The organism is Klenkia taihuensis, from assembly GCF_900112525.1.
GTDB lineage: Bacteria > Actinomycetota > Actinomycetes > Mycobacteriales > Geodermatophilaceae > Klenkia > Klenkia taihuensis.
In genome coordinates, this window is the sequence record NZ_FOMD01000005.1 from 1 (window position 1) to 16914 (window position 16914).

Genomic DNA, 16914 nt, shown 5'->3' on the forward strand with positions numbered 1-16914 from the left:
CGCGCTTGGCCCCGCGCACCACGCGGGAGGAGCCGGCCAGCCGGGTGCCGATGGCCAGGTCGGAGTGGCCGCTGATGAGCGGGGCGACCAGGGGCAGGAGGGCGTTGAGGTCGGTGGACAGGTCGACGTCCATGTAGACCAGGACGGCGGCGTCGCTGGCGGCCCAGGCGCGGTTGAGCGCGCGGCCGCGGCCGGGCTCGGTCTCGACCCGGACGGTGACGCCGGGCAGCTGGGCGGCCAGCCGCTGGGCGACGTCGAGGGTGCCGTCGGTGCTGGCGTTCTCGGCGATGGTGATGCGGTAGCTGAAGGGCAGGGTGCGCAGGTGGGCGTCCAGGCGGCGGACGCACTGCTCGAGGTCGGCCTCCTCGTCGTGCACGGGGACGACGACGTCGAGCACCGAGCGGGACCGGTCGCCGTCGTCAGCGGACGTGTCTGGTGGGGTCGGCACACGACCACCGTCGGCGAGCCCGCTGTCCGGCGGGACGGCGCCGGCTTTGTGGACGCTGAGCACCGGCCGGACCTGGCCGACCCGAACACTCACCGACAGATCCGGGGCCTGTTGCCGCCCCCCGGGCGCCCGCCGGCTGCACAGCCACCTCCGCCACCGAGCACTGCTGGTCGACAGCTCCGCCGGCCACGGTGGGGACGTCCGTCACCCACCCGGAGGTGCTCCCGTGTTCTCGACCGCTTCGTTGCGCACAGCTGCCCTGGTCACCGGTTGCCTGGACCGGCACGTCCCCCTCGCCGACCTCCGCGCACCCGGTGACGGGCCCGCCTGGTCCTTCGCCGGGCAGGTCCGCCGCGACCGGGTGCGCATCCGTCCGGCCTCCGGTCGTGGCCGAGGACCGGTCACCTTCGGCCGCACTCGCCCCGACGGTGTCGTGTGGTTGTTCGACACCGCCGCCGGCACCCATCTCCTGCTCCGTCCGGCAGGGCGCGGGACCTGGCACCTGGTCGACCCGGACCACGACGACCGCGGGTCGGTGCACACCGCACCGGGGTTGGTCGCCGTCCACCTGGGTCCGGCACGGCCCGGTGGCGCGAGGGAGACCTCGCCCGCCGGCTGCTCCCTCGTCCTCACCCTCGTGCCGCGCCCGGCGGACCCGAGCGCGGCGATACCGCCGGCCGCCCTGCGACAGCAGCGGGCCGCGCTCCTCCGGCACACCCCTGCCCTGGTCTCAGCCGCCTGACGCGGACGCCGCACCCGGCGGCCGGACGACCCTCGTCGAGTCGAGCAGCTCGACGGTGTCGTCCCCGGCCATCCCGCGGCACCGGACACCCCTGTCCCGACCGAACCGGGTTCCGCCGACCGGCTCACGAACGGGGGTCGTTCACCATCACCGCGCCAGGCGCCCGGCATCCAGCGCCAGCACCGCGCCGGCGCGATCGACGGCAGCCTGCTCGTGGGTGGCGTGCACGACGAGGGCACCGCGGCCGGCCTCGTCGGCGATCGCAGCGAGCAGCGCCTCCCGGGTGCCGGTGTCCACCCCGGCCGTCGGTTCGTCCACGAGGAGCACGTCGGCGCGGGCCACCAGACCCTGTCCGACCAGGGCACGTTGCCGCTGACCACCGGAGACGGACGACAGCGGCCGGCGCAGCAGGCCGGCGAGCTCGAGCCGGTCGGCGACCTGGGCGACCAGCGCCCGGTCGGCCGCACCCAGCCGTCGCCAGGGCCCCACCTCCCGCCACCGTCCCATCGCCAGCACGTCGCCGACGGTGACCGGAAGGTCGTCGGGGACGGCGCTGCGCTGGGGGACGTAGGCGACCGACCTGCCGCGGAGCCCGAGGACCCGACCCGAGGTCGGCGGGCGGACCCCGGCCAGCACGTCGAGCAGGGTGGACTTGCCGGCCCCGTTGTGGCCGACGAGCGCGGTCACCACCCCCGGCCGTAGTCGAGCGGTGACGTCGGCGAGGGCGTGCACGTCCCCCCGCCGCACGCAGAGGCGGTCCAGGTCGACGACGGGGCTCACCCACCCACCTTAGCGATAGCGGGAATCATTCCCAGTAGGGTGGCGCGCCGTGGCCTGGCTCGTCGAACCGTTCGTCGTCCCCTTCATGCAGCGCGCGCTGCTCGGGGGCATCCTGGCTGCGCTCATCTGCGCCGTCGTCGGCACCTGGGTGCTGGTGCGCGGCATGGCGTTCCTGGGTGAGGCCCTGGCCCACGGCATGCTGCCCGGCGTCGCCGTGGCCACGCTGGCCGGCTGGCCGCCGGTGCTGGGGGCCGCGGCCAGCGCCGCGGTGATGAGCGTGGGCGTCGGCGCGGTGGCCCGCCGCGCGCGGCTGTCCTCCGACACCGCCATCGGGCTGCTGTTCGCCGGGATGCTCGCCCTGGGCGTGGTGATCGTGTCCCGGTCACGCTCCTTCGCCACCGACCTCACGTCGATCCTGTTCGGCGACGTGCTGGCCATCCGGTCCGCCGACATCGCCCTGCTGGGCGGAGCACTGGTGGTGCTGGTGGCCGCGTCGGTGCTGCTGCACCGGCCGTTCCTGGCGCTGTCGTTCGACACGCGGACCGCCGCCGTGCTGGGCATGCGCCCGCGCGCGGCCCACGTGGCGATGGTGCTGCTGGTCGCCACCGCCGTGGTGGTGTCCTACCAGGCGCTCGGGGCCCTGCTGGTGGTGGCCCTGCTCCTGGCGCCGGCCGCCGCCGCCCGGCAGTGGACCCACCGCCTGGCGCCGACCGTGGGCCTGGGTGCGGCCTTCGGTGCAGTGTCGGTGGCCGCCGGCCTCCTCCTGTCCTGGCACGCCGGCACCGCCGGCGGGGCCTCCATCGCCCTGTGCTCCGTCGCGCTGGTGGCGGTGTCCGTCGCGGTCCGGGCGACCGCCTCCACCCGCCCCTGACAACCCCGTCCCCGAACCCGGAGGATCCTGTGCCCCACCCCCCTCGAGCACGTCGCCCCCGTTGGTGCCTCGGCGCGACCGCGGCCCTCGCGCTCACCGCCTGCGGCGCCGGACCCGCGTCGCCGTCGGCCGACGGCCCGCCCCCGGCCACCCCGCACGGCTACGTCGCCGGCGCCGAGGAGCTCCCCGAGCCCCAGCTGCAGCTGGCCTACACCGACGCGGGCGGGTCGGCCCACGCGCTGGACCTGCTGACCGGCGAGACCGCCGAGCTCGGACAGCTGGGGCCGGTGGACACCATGGCCACCGACGGCCGCTTCCTGTTCACCACCTCGACGGGCACCGGGGAGCTCACCGTCGTCGACACCGGCACCTGGACGGTCGACCACGGAGACCACGTGCACTACTACCGCGCCCCGGCCCGCGTGGTCGGGTCGATGACCTGGAGCGGCGACGTCGAGGCGGCCTCCTCGGACACCCTCACCGCCCTGTTCTCCCCCACCTCCGGCACCGGCGTCGTCCTCGACCGGGCCGCACTGGGCCGCGGCGAGCTGACCGAGCTCGCCACCGTCGAGTCCGAGCCGCACCAGGGTGCGCTGGTCCCGCTGGGCAACGACGTCGTCGCCACCGACGGCACCTCGGTGCGCGGGCTGGACGCCGACGGCAGACCACTCCCTGACGCCGAGGCGCCGTGCGCGGACCCCCGCGGCGGGCACGCCACACGCGTCGGGGTGGTGGTCTCGTGCGCCGACGGCGCCGTGCTCGTCACCGAGGCCGACGGCGGGGTGGAGCTCGAGCAGATCCCCTACCCGACCCCCGTCGCCGAGGCCGAGCGCGCCTCCGGTCTGGACAACCGCCCGGGCCGCCCGTCGGTGGCCGCCCCGGCAGGGACCCGAGGGGTGTGGCTGCTGGACACCCGGGCCCGCAGCTGGCAGCTGGTCCCGACCCCGACCCCCTGGGTGACCGCCGTGGCCGCCGACGACGAGGCCGACCGCGTGGTGGGGGTGGACACCACCGGGCAGGTGGTCGTCCTGGAGCCCGGGACCGGCGCGGTGACCGGCACCGGGCCGCTGCTGCCGGTCGACCGGCTGACCGAGGTCGACGTGCACGTCGACGCCGACCGGACCTACGTCAACGTCCCGGGGAGCACGGACCTGCTGGAGGTCGACCACGCCGACGGCGCCCGGGTGGCCCGCACGTTCAGCGCCGAGGTCGTCCCGGCCCACCTCGCGGAGACGGGTCGATGAGCCGGCTGGCCGGTGGACTGGTCACCGCGCTCGCGGCCGCCGTCGTCCTCACCGGGTGCGGGGCCGGGGGCGGGGGCGACCGCCCGTTGGTGGTCGTCACCACCAACATCCTCGGCGACGTCGTCGGCGAGCTCGTGGGCGACCAGGCCGAGGTGCTCACCCTCATGCCGGCCGGGGCCGATCCGCACTCCTTCGAGGTCTCCGCGCGGGAGGCGGCGCAGATGCGGGAGGCCGACCTGCTGGTGGCCAACGGCCTCGGCCTGGAGGAGGGCGTGCTGGCCCAGGTGGAGGCGGCCCGGGAGGACGGCGTGGTCGTCGTCGAGGCCGGCGACGCGGTGCAGACCGTCGAGTGGACCACCGAGGACGACACCGGCGTCGACCCGCACTTCTGGACCGACCCGGCGCAGGTGCGCGCCGTCGTGGACTCCGTGTCCGCCGCGGTCGCCGAGCACGTCGACGGCATCGACGGCGACCGGCTCGCCACCGACACCGTCGCCTACCGCACCGAGCTGGAGGACCTCGACGCCTGGATGGTCGAGCAGCTGGGACAGGTGCCCGAGCCACGGCGCAACCTGGTCACCAACCACCACGTCTTCGGCTACCTGGCTGACCGCTTCGGCTTCACCGTCGTGGGCGCCGTCATCCCCAGCGGGTCGACGCTCGCCTCACCCAGCGCCCGCGACCTCGACGAGCTCGCCGGCGCCATCCGCGACGCCGGGGTGTCGACCCTGTTTGCCGACTCCTCGCAGTCCGACCGGCTGGTCCAGGTGCTGGCCGAGCAGGCTGGCCTCGACGTCGCGGTCGTGCCGCTGTTCACCGAGTCGCTCACGCCGCCCGGCGGTGGCGCCGAGACCTACCTGCAGATGATGCGGGCCAACACCGAGGACATCGTCGAAGGACTGCGGTGACCCGGTTACTAGGAATGAGAATCATTCCCGATAAGGTGCACGGCATGTCCACTGCCCGACACCACTCCCCCCTGCGCCTGGCCGCCCTCGGCGCCGCCGGCCTGCTCCTCGCCGGCTGCTCCGGCTCCACCGACCCCGGATCGACCTCGGCGTCCTCCGTCGCTGCCGACGAGGCCTCGGCGCGGACGGTTGCCGCCCCCCAGGCCCGGCTGGCCCTGACCTACGACGGCGGCGTCCTCGTCCTGGACGCCGACACCCTCGAGGTCGTCGGTGACCACGAGCGCGACGGCTTCCTGCGCGTCAACCCGGCCGGTGACGGCCGGCACGCCCTGGTCACCACCGAGGAGGGCTTCCAGGTCCTCGACGCCGGCGTCTGGACCGCCGACGGCGAGTCCTGGGCCGGCGACTCCACCCTCACCGACGACGTCTTCGAGGCCGACACCGCCGGCCACGTCGTCGTGCACGGCGACCGCACCGTGCTCTTCGCCGACGGCACCGGCGACATCACCTCCTTCGCCACCGACGACCTCCTCACCGCCGACGGCCTGCCCGAGACCCAGGAGTGGACGTCGGAGGCTGCCCACCACGGCGTCGCCATCGAGATGGAGGACGGCACCCTGCTGTCCACCCTCGGCGACGAGGAGGGCCGCACCGGCGTGCGGGTGCTCGACGCCGACGGCACCGAGCTGGCCCGCTCCGAGGAGTGCCCGGGCGTGCACGGGGAGGGCACCGTGGCCGGCGAGGTCGCCGTCTTCGGCTGCGAGGACGGCGTCCTGGTCTACGACGGCCAGTTCACCAAGCTGCCCGCCCCCGACGCCTACGGCCGCACCGGCAACGTCTTCACCACCGAGGACTCCCCCGTCGCCCTCGGCGACTACAACAGCGACCCCGACGCCGAGGGCTACGAGCTGACCGCCTTCACCCTCACCGACACCAGCACCGACCGGTACCAGGTCGTCCAGCTGCCCGACGGCGTGGCCTACACCTTCCGCGACCTCGCCCGCGGCCCGCAGGACGAGGCCGTCGTCCTCGGCACGGACGGCGGCGTGCACCTGTTCGACGAGGACAGCGGCGAGCTGCTGGCCAGCTACCCCGTCGTCGACGCGTGGGAGGGCCCGGCCGAATGGCAGGACCCTCACCCTGCCATCAAGGTCCACGACGGCATCGCCTACGTCACCGACCCCGCCCGCGACGCCGTCCACGCGCTGGACCTCGCCACCGGCGAGGTCCTCGCCACCGGACAGCTCGACGTCACCCCCAACGAGATCGCCGTCGTCGCAGGCTGACCCCACCACCCCGAGCACGTCGGGCCCCGCGGCCGCGACCGCGGGGCCCGACGTGCTCCGGCACGGTGCTCGCGCCCTGCAGTACGCCTTCCGCCGCCACCACGGCATGACCCCGTCGGCGTACCTGCGGCGTGTGCGGTAGGAGAACGCCCACCTGGAGCTCCTGGCTACCGACCCCAGCGACGCCCTCCGGTCCTGATCACCCCGGCAGCCGAACGGAAGCGGCTGGCGGCGTTCTGAGCGACTGCCGGCAGGGCCGCGAACGGAGCAGCCCAGCCGGGATTGGCGCACGACACTTGGGGTAGCCGCGGTTCGACCCACTACATGGTTGGAGTGAACCCATGATCCTTCGTCGTTCGCTGCTCTCCCTCGGCTCTGCAGGGATGCTCCTCGCCGGGTGCTCCGACGAGGCCGTGGTACGCCCCAGCGGGGAGGTCGTCGGCGGCAACGCCGGCGTCGACACGCGGGTCAACGCCGACGTGAGCGTCCAGGACGTCGAACTGGAGTTCGTCGACGGGGGCTACGCCGCCGGAGATGACGCAGACCTCTACCTCGCGATCACCAACCGCGGCACCACCGACGTCGAGCTCGTCGAGGTGCGCAGCACCGGTGCCGCCGAAGTGGATGGCGACCTCCCGGTCACCGTACCGGCGGGCGACAACGTCTACGTGGGAGCCGAGGACGGTCCCGATCTCGAACTGGTCGACCTCGCGCAGGCCCGCTCCTCCTCGCAGTCAGTACCGGTCACCCTCGTCTTCGCGAGCGGGGACGAGGTCACCGTCGAAGCCGTGGTGGCGGCACGACCCCAGCGGTCGGACGAGGACGACTTCGACGACCCCGACCAGGACACCAGCAGCGACGACTGACGCCACCCTCCACGCCAGCTCACCTCGAACAGCGTGTCGTGCCCCTGCACGACGAGCTGGGACGGCCCGCGCCCCCGGCCACGCCGCCCCCACCTGTGGAAGCGAATCGGGACCCGCGAACTCCCCAGCCGTTCCCCGGCGACCACGGGTACCTCGATGTGGGAGTCACGGCCCGGGTCGGGAGCCGGTTGCGTCAGCCCCCCTCCACCGCCGAGGCCGGCGGCCATGACGACGCGCACCTCTGCACCTGCAGGGTCGGGAACTGCCCGGCGTACGGACCCCCGCGCCCGACGTGCGCGGGTCGGGCTGGCCGGTGCGGCTGCCCTCGGTGTGGTCGGTCTCGGTGGTGTCCTGATCGGCACGTCGGCTGCCTCGTCGACGCCCGAGGTCGGTGACTGCCTGCAGGAGCCGGGTTCCGGAGGCATCGACTTCTCCCGGGTGGGCTGCGGCTCCCCCGATGCGCGGTACGAGGTGGTCGGGGTGGACGACGTGCACCGCGTCGGCTGGGACGACTTCTACTCCGACCCCACGCAGGCGTGTGCCCAGTTCACGGAGGTCGACCTGCGCGTTCCGGTGTCCGGCCTGGACCAGGACGCTCCAGACGTCCGCAGCGACGTCCTCTGCCGCCGATCCGTGTCAGTCAGCTAGACACATCCCGGACGTCGGCCCACCCGGCCGGGCTGACCGTCAGGGCCTGTCAGGTGCGGGGGAGCTGGCGTGCGGGACGGCTGCGCTGCCGACCGCCTCGAGGAAGCCCTCGAGCGGCTGGCCCCGTGCCTCGGAGCCACCAAGTCCCTGCAGTGCTTCAGCTGCACCGATGCCGACTGTTCGGTCGCGCTGCTCAGAGATCGGTGTGCCACGCAGCCGGCCGCGGGGCGGATGTCCGAGGTGTCTCCCCGCGCAGCGGACGACGAAGCTCCGCAGGGCCCCGCAGACCTGGTGGCTGCACAGGTGGCTGCAGTGACGCAGAAGGCGGGCCGCCCGCATCGGACGACCCGCCTCTGACCTGCTTCTTCTCTGTCGGGCTGACAGGATGTGAACCTGCGACCCCTTGACCCCCAGCTTGCTCGGTGGGGTTCGCCGCTGTCCGCCCACGTGCTGTTTGCGCTGGTCAGCGCGGTTCGGCGTTCGTGGTCATCCGCGACGGACGGTCGTCGTCCGTCCCGCGTTGCTACACCGGTTGCTACACCGGTGGACATGGCCAGCTATCGGTCGTGGATCTCCCGGCGATGCCCTGCTCGCACGACGGTCACGACGAGCGCCTCGTCCAGGACGTCGTAGATCGCTCGGTAGTCCCCCACCCGGATGCGCCAAGCCGTCTGCCCCCCACCAATGTGGTCGCAACCGCCGGCCACGGACGTCAGCCAGCCACCGAGCACCGAGATCGACCACGGCGCTCCGGTCTTGCGGTGAGTTCATCCCTGACCTCGGCCAGCGGCACCCGCTCCCCGTCGCTCGTGGCCACCTGGCTACTCCGCGGAGTCCGTCACCATCTCCGCCGCTTCGAAGGCCGGCAGAGGCCACAGCGTTGTCGTTTCACAACTCACGCGAGATGGGTTTGTGGTCCGTTGATTCCGGAACGGGTTTCGGTCACCGCCTGGGCGTCCTGAGCTGCGGTTTGTCGGAGTCATCCGAACATCCGTCCAGCGGCTCACAAACGGGGGTTTGTGGGCCGCCAGTCCGGTCCCATCCGCCATTCGCCATTCGCCATTCGCCTAGCTTGCGGTGCCTGCCGCTGTCCCGCATGTCACCGCCGGCTTACGGGCTGCGGCGCGATGACGGCGTGTGCGGCGTTTCGGCCGTAGCCGAGTCGATGCCCTGGGGGCGTCGGGTCAGATGCCGGTCAGGATGCTTGTCGGCGCTGTGCGGGTAACGGCTCACGTCGGCTCATCCTGTGTGGTAATCGGGGGAGGAACCGTTGGCCCGAACGGGCGATCGAGAGCTCACGTCTTGGCGGGGTCCCATCGCTCTGGGCGACGCTGGCCCACCTGACCGGCTCCCATCACCCCAGCGTCCCGTCACCCCAATGTCCGTGACCTCGGGCTCCCCGCCACGGGCGATGGCAACCCACGGGCGGTTGCCACGAGGAGGAGGTCGCGGGCGGCACCGGCCGGTGGGCCTTTGGTGGGGCCTACCCAGACCGCTCGCAGTTGACGGGTCAGGTCGATCGCGGAGACGGGGACCTCGACCACCCGGTGCTCGCGTAGGTCCCCGGCCACCGTCAGCCGGGACAGCACCGCCGGCCCTAGACCGGCGCGCACCGCTTCCCGAACCGCGGTGGCGGTGCTCAGCTCCATGACCGGCGGCGGGCCCGGGGCACCCAGGGCTCGTTCCAGTGCCGTGCGGGTCCCCGATCCGGGCTCGCGGGTGACCAGCGGGGTGCGGGCCAGCAGCCCCGCGTCGACCGGACGGCGGCGACGGGACCAGGGGTGGTCGGGGGCGACGACGAGGACGAGCTGGTCGGTGGCGACGACGACCTGCGCCAGGTCGGCCAGCAGGTCGGGGCCCTCGACCAGGCCCAGGTCGACCTCACCGGCGCGCACCAGGTCGGCGACCGTGGCGCTGTTGGTGGCCGTCAGCGTGATCTGCGGGCCGCCTCCCTGCCGACGCAGCGCCGCCAGCCAGCCGGGCACCAGGTGCTCGGCGACGGTCATGCTCGCCGCCACCCGAAGCCGGGCTGCACCCTCGTTGCGCAGTGCGGCGAGCCCGGCGTCGAGGTCGGCGGCGGCCTCCACGACCCGGGCGGCCCATGCCGCGAACGCCGTCCCGGCCTCGGTCAACCGGCTGCCGCGCGCCTGCCGGTCCAGGACGGCGACACCCACCTGGCGCTCCATGGTCCGCAGCCGAGCAGATGCGGCCTGTTGGCTGATCCCGTGGCGACGTCCGGCTGCGCCGATGCTGCCGGTGGCCACCACGTCCAGCAGCAGCTCCAGCGCGCCCAGCTCGGGCACGTGCGGGCTCAGCGTCACCGGGTGAGCTCCGGCAGCCACGCCGCCGCAGTCTGCAGGGACCGTCGTAGACGCTGGTTGGACTCGGCGCGGGACCGGGTGTTGCGCTGGGAGGGGTGCGGGACCGCCAGCGTGACCACCGGGCCGGCCGGCGGCTGGAGGGTGAGGTGGCGCATCCACCCGGTCAGCGCCGCTGCGCCGAGCGGGACCACGACCCGCAGGCCGGGCAACATCGCCAGCACCTCGGCCAGCGCCGGGCCGGCCTCGGCGAGGTCGCCGGCTCGCGGGTTGCGCCAGCCGTCGGCGGTGGTGAGCGCCCAGGGCACCACGTTCCAGCGCAGGCAGTCCGACGCGGCCAACGGAGATGCCTGCCGGGCTGCCCGCAGCGCCCGCGCGGTGGGGTCGGGGTTGTCCTCAGAGGAGATCCCGCGGTCGGCCAGCGCCGTCGTAGCCGGTCCCGGGCTCTCCAGCAGGAGCAGCACCCGGGCGTGAATGCCACCGCCGTCCGGGTCGAACCACGGAACCGATCGGCCCTCGACGCGCCACCGCCGGACCAGCGCGTTCAACGCAGCGACGGCCGGCGCGTCGACACGCGCGAGCTTGTCCCGGCGCGTCGCCTCATCCACCTCCGCGACGGTAAAGCCACCGCACGGGAGTCACAAGTGGACGTTGTGGGTGCACAACACCGACCCGGCTACCGCGCGCCCCTCTGGCAGCGCACGGTGGAGCCATGACCAGCACGGCGACCCACCCCTCCCCCGCTCCCGGTTTGTTCGGCAGCCCCAACGACCGACGACTGGCCGTGGCCAACATCGGGCCCAACTGGTTCGCCTCGGTCATGGGCACCTCCATCGTCGCCACCGCCGCGGCCACCCTCCCGGTCACGATCCCCGGCCTGCGGGCGGTGGCCCAGGTGGTGTGGGTGCTGGCCGGGCTGATGCTGCTGGCCGTCTCGGCCGCGACCGTCGCGCACTGGCGGTACCACCCCGACACCGCTCGCGGGCACGCGAGCAACCCGGTGATGGCGCACTTCTACGGCGCCCCGCCCATGGGTCTGCTGGCTTTCGGCGTCGCCACCCACCTCGTCGGCGTGGACCTCATCGGCACCAGCGCCGCACTCGGGATCTTCGCCGTTCTGTGGGTCGCCGGTACCGTCTACGGCCTCGTCACCGCCGTGGGAATCCCCTACCTGGTCTTCACCCGCCACGACGTGCCCGATGACGCCGCCTTCGGCGGCTGGCTGATGCCCGTCGTCCCGCCGATGGTGTCCGCGGCCACCGGCGCGCTCCTGGTCCCCGAGCTGCCCGCCGGCCAGTGGCGCACCACCCTGTTCACCCTGTGCTGGTCGATGTTCGGGCTCTCTCTGGTGGCCAGCCTCGTCGTCATCACCCTGATCTGGGGACGACTGGCCCGCTACAAGGTCGGTGCCGCCGCCATGGTGCCCACCCTGTGGATCGTGCTCGGGCCGCTCGGGCAGTCGATCACCGCGGCCAACAACCTGGGCACCCAGGCCCACGTCGCCGTCCCCGAGCCCTACGCCACCGCCTTCCAAGCCATGGGCCTGGTCTACGGCCTACCCGTCTGGGGCTTCGCCCTGATGTGGGCCGCCATCGCCGCGGCGGTCACCATCCGCACCGCCCGCGCCCACCTGCCCTTCGGTCTCACCTGGTGGTCGTTCACCTTCCCCGTCGGCACCGTGGTCACCGGCACCTCGGGCCTGGCCCTGCACACCGGCGAGATCTTCCTGCAGGTGATGGCCGTCGTCCTGTTCGCGGGCCTGCTGACAGCCTGGGCCACGGTGGCCATCCGCACCACCCGCGGCGTACTCGCCGGCAACCTGCTGTGATGCGCTCCTCGGCCCCCAGCAAGGCCGCCCCCTGCGAGCAGCGCCACCTTCAAGCCGTCCCCCGAACACTCCGGACGGTCGCGCTCGACGACGCTGTCCGGACCGAACTGGACAACCTGCTGATGACCGATCCAGAGCTGCGGCCCGCAACTGGAGCGTTCATCGGTCCTGGCCGGCGACCGGGCGGTGGACGGTCTGGACCCGCAGTCCACGAGCCACCGGATTGGCCGTCCAAAGCCCGGCTGCCGTTCTGGTCCCACGTGTGAAACTGAATGTGGAGACTCGGAAACCGGGGTTGGTGGTCAACCAGGGGACAGTTCAGCGGACGGGTGGAGTGCCCGCCTCATCGATGAGCCGACCAGGCCGCCGGACGCAGGGGTCCAGATCCCGAGTCTGGGTGTCAGCCCGCCCGTGCGCGCGAAGCAAGTACCGCCGAGCGCTCATCGGTGAGCACGCATTGTGAGTAGCAGTCAGCTTGTACAACCTGGTTGTCAGCCCACCCCACTGCGGCCCGTTGACCACAGGCTGGGCATGTCCCCCACGTCAACCCCTTACTCAGGTCCCGGCCGTGCATCGCCCATCCAGCCCTGCCTCCCGGCGTGCCAGCCAGACAGTCGGTGAGGCAAGGTCGCGCCGGCGATGTCATCCGCCTGGCCGTGCGATCTAGCGAGAGTCCGTCACTGACCGCACAGCAAGAACAGGGTCAGCGATGGCTGCAGCGTGCGCAGGGGCGACGGCGACCCTGTCCTGGCGAGTGGTGCAGTCACCCAGGCGGGGTGAGTTCTCCCCACGCGACGACCCGGTCCGGGAGGCCTTCGCCCGCCTGGCCGGCGAGGGGTTCGTGGTCGCGCTCCCGCAGCGAGGCGTGCGGGTCAGCGAGATCTCCCCCGCCGACGTCCGGGACCTCTACGAGGTCAGGCTCCTGCTGGAACCGGTCGCCATCCGGCGCTCGGTCGAGCGGTCCACCGAGCAGTGGGTCGACCTGGTCGAGACGTCCTTCGCTGACATGGTCGAGGCGGGCTCATCTGACCTCTCGACCCTGTCCCCGGCCGAGTACACCGTTCACGAGGAGCTCCACGTCGCCTTCCACCGAGCCACGATGAGTTAATGCGACTCCCTCTGGCTCCGTCGGTTCACCGACACGATGTTGGACAACTCGCGCAGGGTCCGACAGCTGTCGCTGGCAGTGCGGACCGACTTCGACTCGATCACCGCCGAGCACCGCGCCATCGCCGACGCCTGCGTGACCGGGGACGGCGACCTCGCCGTCCAGCACCACACACACCATTTGTGGCGGACCATCGACGCCTTCGACGAATGGGCTAGTACGCAGCACCCCGCACCCTGACAAGTCAGGTGGTCTGGCGACAGAGAGAGCGATGAAGCCCGGCGACGCTGAAGCCCCCAGCAGCGACGAAGTTTCGGTCCTGGTTGTGAACCGGAATCCGTAGGACCGAATACCGGGGTTAATGATCCTCACTTGCTAACTCCCCCGCAGCACAACTGTCTAGCCAGCGACGAGATGTGCGTGGACCCCTTGCCATAATTTCTAACGGCGGCTGGTGTTGCGGTAGGGGTCATGCCGGATGACGCCCATGGCTCGGGCCACGGTGTCCTCCCATGAGGCCTCGGCGCTGGCTGCGACCGTTCGTGCGGCGGTCATGCATGCGAAGGCAGAACCCACGAGCGCCTCGGGTGTGGGGTCATCTTCTGCGTAGGGCACGCCGGCTCGCACGGCCCGGTCGCGGGCCTCGGCGACCAGCAATCGCTGCATGACGTCGAGCCGGTACAGGTAGCCCGCCCGCAGGGACGGCGACTCCTCCACGACCCGTTCGATCGCGTGCACGGTCTGCGCCGAGGCATCGGGCACCGCTTTACCACTGATAGCGGCGAACATCGCTTGCAGTGCGTCCCACAACGGCTCGTCGTCGGGACGAGCCTGCAGCGCATCCTGCAGCTGTTCGCCGACCAGTTCGTACTTGCCCAGGACCAGCTCCTCCTTGGAGGAGAAGTACCGGAAGAAGCTGCGCCGGCTCATCCCTGCAGCGGTGGCGATGGCGTCAACCGTCGTGTCCTCGTAGCCGTGCTCGCCGAACAACCGCTGGGCCACCGAGATGAGCTCGCCCTGCACCGCACGTCGGGCGACGTCCCGCAGGGGTGAACGGGTCCGCGACGGGGTCATGGATGCAGCATAGCGCCAAAGGTGGCACTGTGTGTCACGTAAGACGTACAGTGCAGCAGGCGACATCAAGTACCAAGGAGATCGACATGACCCAGCGCACCATCGTCTTGACCGGGGCATCTGACGGGATCGGGGCGGCCGCTGCCCGCAAGCTGGCCGCTCGCGGGGAGCGGCTGTTGCTGGTCGGCCGGTCGGCCGAGAAGCTGGCCGCCGTCGCCGGCCCGCTGCAGGCGGAGTCGTTCGTGGCCGACTTCGCACACCTGTCCCAGGTGCGTGACCTGGCCACCTGGGTGCAGGACCGCACCGACCGGATCGACGTGCTGGCTAACAACGCCGGCGGCGTCTTCGGCGAGCGCGTCGTCACCGTCGATGGCAACGAGCGCACCATGCAGGTCAACCACTACGCACACTTCCTGCTCACCCACCTGCTGCTGGGCACCCTGCAGGCGAGCAACACCGCCGTGGTGAACACCTCCAGCATCGGCTCGCGCGCCTTCGGCAAGCTGGACATGGCCGACCTGGACCAGGCCGGCAAGTACAAGCCGATGAAGACCTACGGCGACTCCAAGCTGGCCAACATCCTGTTCACCAAGGGACTGGTGGCTCGCCACGGCGCCGAGGGCATCACCTCCATCGCTCTGCACCCGGGCAACATCGCCTCCAACTTCGGGCAGACCGGATCGGTGTGGATGCGGGCCGTCTACAAGACCCCCGTACGGCACCTGCTCGGCAGCCCGGAGAAGGGTGCCGACAACCTGCTGTGGGCCATCGACGGCACCCCCGGCACCACCTGGACCTCCGGGGAGTACTACGAGAACGAGAAGACCCCCCGCAAGCCCAACCCGCAGCAGAACGACCGCGCGCTCATCGACGCCTTCTGGGCCGAGAGCGCCCGCCGAGTGGGCATCACCGCATGACCAACCCCTCCCCCACCGCGCACCTCCCGATGACGGTGCTGCTGTACGGGGCCAGCGGGATGATCGGCCAGGGCGTGCTGCGGGAGTGCCTGCTCGACGACCGCGTCGGTGAGGTCCGCGCAGTGGTCCGGCGCCCATTGGGCCGCAGCCACTCCAAGCTGCGCGAGGTGGTGACCACCGACCTGGCCGCCGGAGGCGACCACCTGCGCGGGGTGGACCTCACGTTCCACTCCGCCGGCCCCTCGGCCAACGGCATGAAAGAGCCCGAGTACTGGCGGCACACCTACGACCTCAGCCTGAGCATCGGGCGGGCGGTCGCTGCGGCTTCCCCGGGTTCGGGTCTGGTCTACGTCTCCGGCGCGGGCACCAAGCGCGACAGCCGGATGATGTGGGCCCGGGTCAAAGGCGAGACCGAGGACGCCCTGGCGGCGCTCCCGCTCAGGGTCTGGTCGTTCCGACCAGGCCTGATCCGCGCCCTGCACGGCACCCGCCCCACCACCGGCCTCTACCGCGCCCTCGACACCATCCTGGGCCCGGTCATGTCGCTGTTGTCCCGCGTGGCCCCGGGGCAGGTCACCGACACCGAACGACTGGGACGCGCGGCTCTGCAGGCCGTGACCACCCACGCTCCACCCGGAGTGGTCACCAGCGCCGGCATCAACGACCTCGCCGCGACGTCCACCGGGCCCCACTGAGCCGCCCGTCCACAATCCGACCCGTCATCGGAGTAACACCATGAGCAAGACCTGGTTCATCACCAGCACGTCGCGCAGCGGTCAAGGTGCAGTGGGTTCGCCCGTTTCGGCTGCGTCGGCGGGGACTTTGCGAGTGGCTGCCCAGCTGGCGAGGAGCTTGAGTCCGTCTTCGGCCGGGGAGCCCGGTTCGGCGGTGTAGACGGTCATCCGCAGCTCGTCGCCGTCCTCGGTGGGCAGGGCGACGGTATGGAAGAGCACCTCGAGCAGGCCGACGGCGGGATGGCGGAAGGCCTTGGCGCCGGTGCGGTGGATGCGTACGTCGTGGGCTGCCCAGCGGGTGCGGAACTCGGTGCTGAGGGTCGAGAGCTCGCCGACGAGGCCGCGGAGGTCCTCGTTGTGCGGGTCGCGGCCGGCTTCGGTGCGCAGCAGCGCGACGGTGATGTTGGCCGCCCCGGACCAGTCGGGGTGGAAGTCGCGGGCCCGGTCGTCGAGGAACTGGAAGCGGGCGATGTTGCCGGCCCACCGGGGATCATCGAGCACCGGTGAGTAGAAGGCGCGGCCCAGGTCGTTGGTGGCCAGGATGTCCATGCGGCCGTTGAGGGCGATGACCGGGGAACCGGTGATGGTGTCCAGCATCCACTGCACCCGTGGGTGGGCCTTGGGCTTGCGTCGGCGGGCCGGGGCGCGGTGCGGACGGCCAGCCCGTGCCAGGTCGAACAGGTGGGCCTGCTCGGCGTCGTCGAGCTGCAGGGCGCGGGCGACGGCGGTGAGCACGTCCTCGCTGACCCCGGCGATGTGCCCCTTCTCCAGCCGGGTGTACCAATCGGTGCTCACCCCGGCGAGGACGGCGACCTCCTCGCGGCGCAGACCGGGCACGCGGCGTCGGCCGGCGCCGGGAAGCAGCCCGACCTGCTCTGGGCTGATGCGGGCGCGCCGGGTGGCCAGGAAGTCCCGGATCTCCGCGCGGTTGTCCACCCATCCGACGCTACGTCCACCATCCCACCGGTGGGGGGTCGAGCTAGTACCCCCTCTCGCTCGCCCTGCCACGCACGCGTAGGACGCGGTCTGCTGGAGCAGTCCACAGCTGGGCCACCGACCCAGCCCCGACCGGACGACGCAGCCCGGTGCACGCCATCCCGCCCACGGCCACCACCCCGCTCCCGGAGCGCCCGTGACCCCGA

At 72.3% G+C, this 16914-nt stretch carries 15 protein-coding genes and 1 pseudogene; 9 read left to right on the forward strand and 7 right to left on the reverse strand.

The annotated features are described in order from the left end of the window. On the reverse strand, positions 1–448 hold a 448-nt coding region (locus BM158_RS19020), incomplete at its 3' end, for a glycosyltransferase (RefSeq protein WP_131802077.1). Positions 449–1337: 889 nt separating this feature from the next. Next, positions 1338–1970, reverse strand: a complete 633-nt coding sequence (aztA, locus tag BM158_RS19030; RefSeq protein ID WP_207506785.1) for a zinc ABC transporter ATP-binding protein AztA — start codon at positions 1968–1970, stop codon at positions 1338–1340. A gap of 49 nt (positions 1971–2019) precedes the next feature. On the opposite strand from aztA, the gene aztB reads away from it, so the two are divergent. From aztB to BM158_RS19055, 5 genes are all read left to right on the forward strand, one after another. Next, on the forward strand, positions 2020–2841 hold the full coding sequence (gene aztB / locus BM158_RS19035) for a zinc ABC transporter permease AztB (protein ID WP_091563417.1): 822 nt from the start codon (positions 2020–2022) through the stop codon (positions 2839–2841). A gap of 29 nt (positions 2842–2870) precedes the next feature. After that, positions 2871–4085 (forward strand): hypothetical protein, encoded by a 1215-nt coding sequence (locus BM158_RS19040; RefSeq protein ID WP_091563418.1) that lies wholly within the window; start codon positions 2871–2873, stop codon positions 4083–4085. Next, a complete protein-coding gene (gene aztC / locus BM158_RS19045) occupies positions 4082–4993 on the forward strand; it encodes a zinc ABC transporter substrate-binding protein AztC (RefSeq protein WP_091563420.1) in 912 nt (303 codons plus the stop codon). The genes BM158_RS19040 and aztC overlap by 4 nt, the downstream gene beginning before the upstream one ends. A 44-nt stretch (positions 4994–5037) precedes the next feature. After that, complete coding sequence (gene aztD / locus BM158_RS19050; protein WP_091563423.1) at positions 5038–6279, forward strand: zinc metallochaperone AztD; 1242 nt, start codon at positions 5038–5040, stop codon at positions 6277–6279. A gap of 341 nt (positions 6280–6620) precedes the next feature. Continuing rightward, entirely contained in the window at positions 6621–7145 is a 525-nt protein-coding gene (locus tag BM158_RS19055; protein ID WP_131802078.1) for a copper chaperone PCu(A)C domain-containing protein, read from the forward strand. 1205 nt (positions 7146–8350) lie between these two features. Here the strand turns inward: BM158_RS19055 and BM158_RS22880 are convergent. The 3 genes from BM158_RS22880 to BM158_RS19080 all read right to left on the reverse strand — a co-directional run bounded on the left by BM158_RS22880 (position 8351) and on the right by BM158_RS19080 (position 10719). Beyond that, the gene (locus BM158_RS22880; RefSeq protein ID WP_207506788.1) at positions 8351–8524 is read right to left on the reverse strand and encodes a type II toxin-antitoxin system RelE family toxin; all 174 of its coding nucleotides are present in this window, start codon (positions 8522–8524) and stop codon (positions 8351–8353) included. Between the two features lie 639 nt (positions 8525–9163). Continuing rightward, positions 9164–10135 (reverse strand): LysR family transcriptional regulator, encoded by a 972-nt coding sequence (locus tag BM158_RS19075; protein ID WP_207506790.1) that lies wholly within the window; start codon positions 10133–10135, stop codon positions 9164–9166. After that, positions 10111–10719 (reverse strand): uracil-DNA glycosylase, encoded by a 609-nt coding sequence (locus BM158_RS19080; protein ID WP_091563439.1) that lies wholly within the window; start codon positions 10717–10719, stop codon positions 10111–10113. The genes BM158_RS19075 and BM158_RS19080 overlap by 25 nt, the downstream gene beginning before the upstream one ends. Before the next feature lie 104 nt (positions 10720–10823). Between BM158_RS19080 and BM158_RS19085 the strand changes: the two genes are divergently transcribed. Together BM158_RS19085 and BM158_RS22560 are read left to right on the forward strand one after the other, a co-directional pair. After that, a complete protein-coding gene (locus tag BM158_RS19085; protein ID WP_091563442.1) occupies positions 10824–11939 on the forward strand; it encodes a TDT family transporter in 1116 nt (371 codons plus the stop codon). A gap of 865 nt (positions 11940–12804) precedes the next feature. Further along, positions 12805–13287 (forward strand): annotated as a pseudogene (locus BM158_RS22560) (GntR family transcriptional regulator). A 201-nt stretch (positions 13288–13488) separates the two neighbouring features. On the opposite strand, the gene BM158_RS19100 reads toward BM158_RS22560, so the two are convergent. Beyond that, positions 13489–14121: a TetR/AcrR family transcriptional regulator gene (locus BM158_RS19100; protein WP_165629028.1), complete on the reverse strand. Its 633-nt coding sequence runs from the start codon at positions 14119–14121 to the stop codon at positions 13489–13491. An 86-nt stretch (positions 14122–14207) separates the two neighbouring features. On the opposite strand from BM158_RS19100, the gene BM158_RS19105 reads away from it, so the two are divergent. Together BM158_RS19105 and BM158_RS19110 are read left to right on the forward strand one after the other, a co-directional pair. Continuing rightward, the gene (locus tag BM158_RS19105; protein ID WP_091563726.1) at positions 14208–15038 is read left to right on the forward strand and encodes an SDR family NAD(P)-dependent oxidoreductase; all 831 of its coding nucleotides are present in this window, start codon (positions 14208–14210) and stop codon (positions 15036–15038) included. Next, positions 15035–15733, forward strand: a complete 699-nt coding sequence (locus BM158_RS19110) for a Rossmann-fold NAD(P)-binding domain-containing protein (RefSeq protein WP_207506792.1) — start codon at positions 15035–15037, stop codon at positions 15731–15733. The genes BM158_RS19105 and BM158_RS19110 overlap by 4 nt, the downstream gene beginning before the upstream one ends. Positions 15734–15814: 81 nt before the next feature. On the opposite strand, the gene BM158_RS19115 is transcribed toward BM158_RS19110, so the two are convergent. Continuing rightward, a complete protein-coding gene (locus BM158_RS19115) occupies positions 15815–16708 on the reverse strand; it encodes a helix-turn-helix transcriptional regulator (RefSeq protein WP_207506794.1) in 894 nt (297 codons plus the stop codon). Positions 16709–16914: the final 206 nt, after the last annotated feature.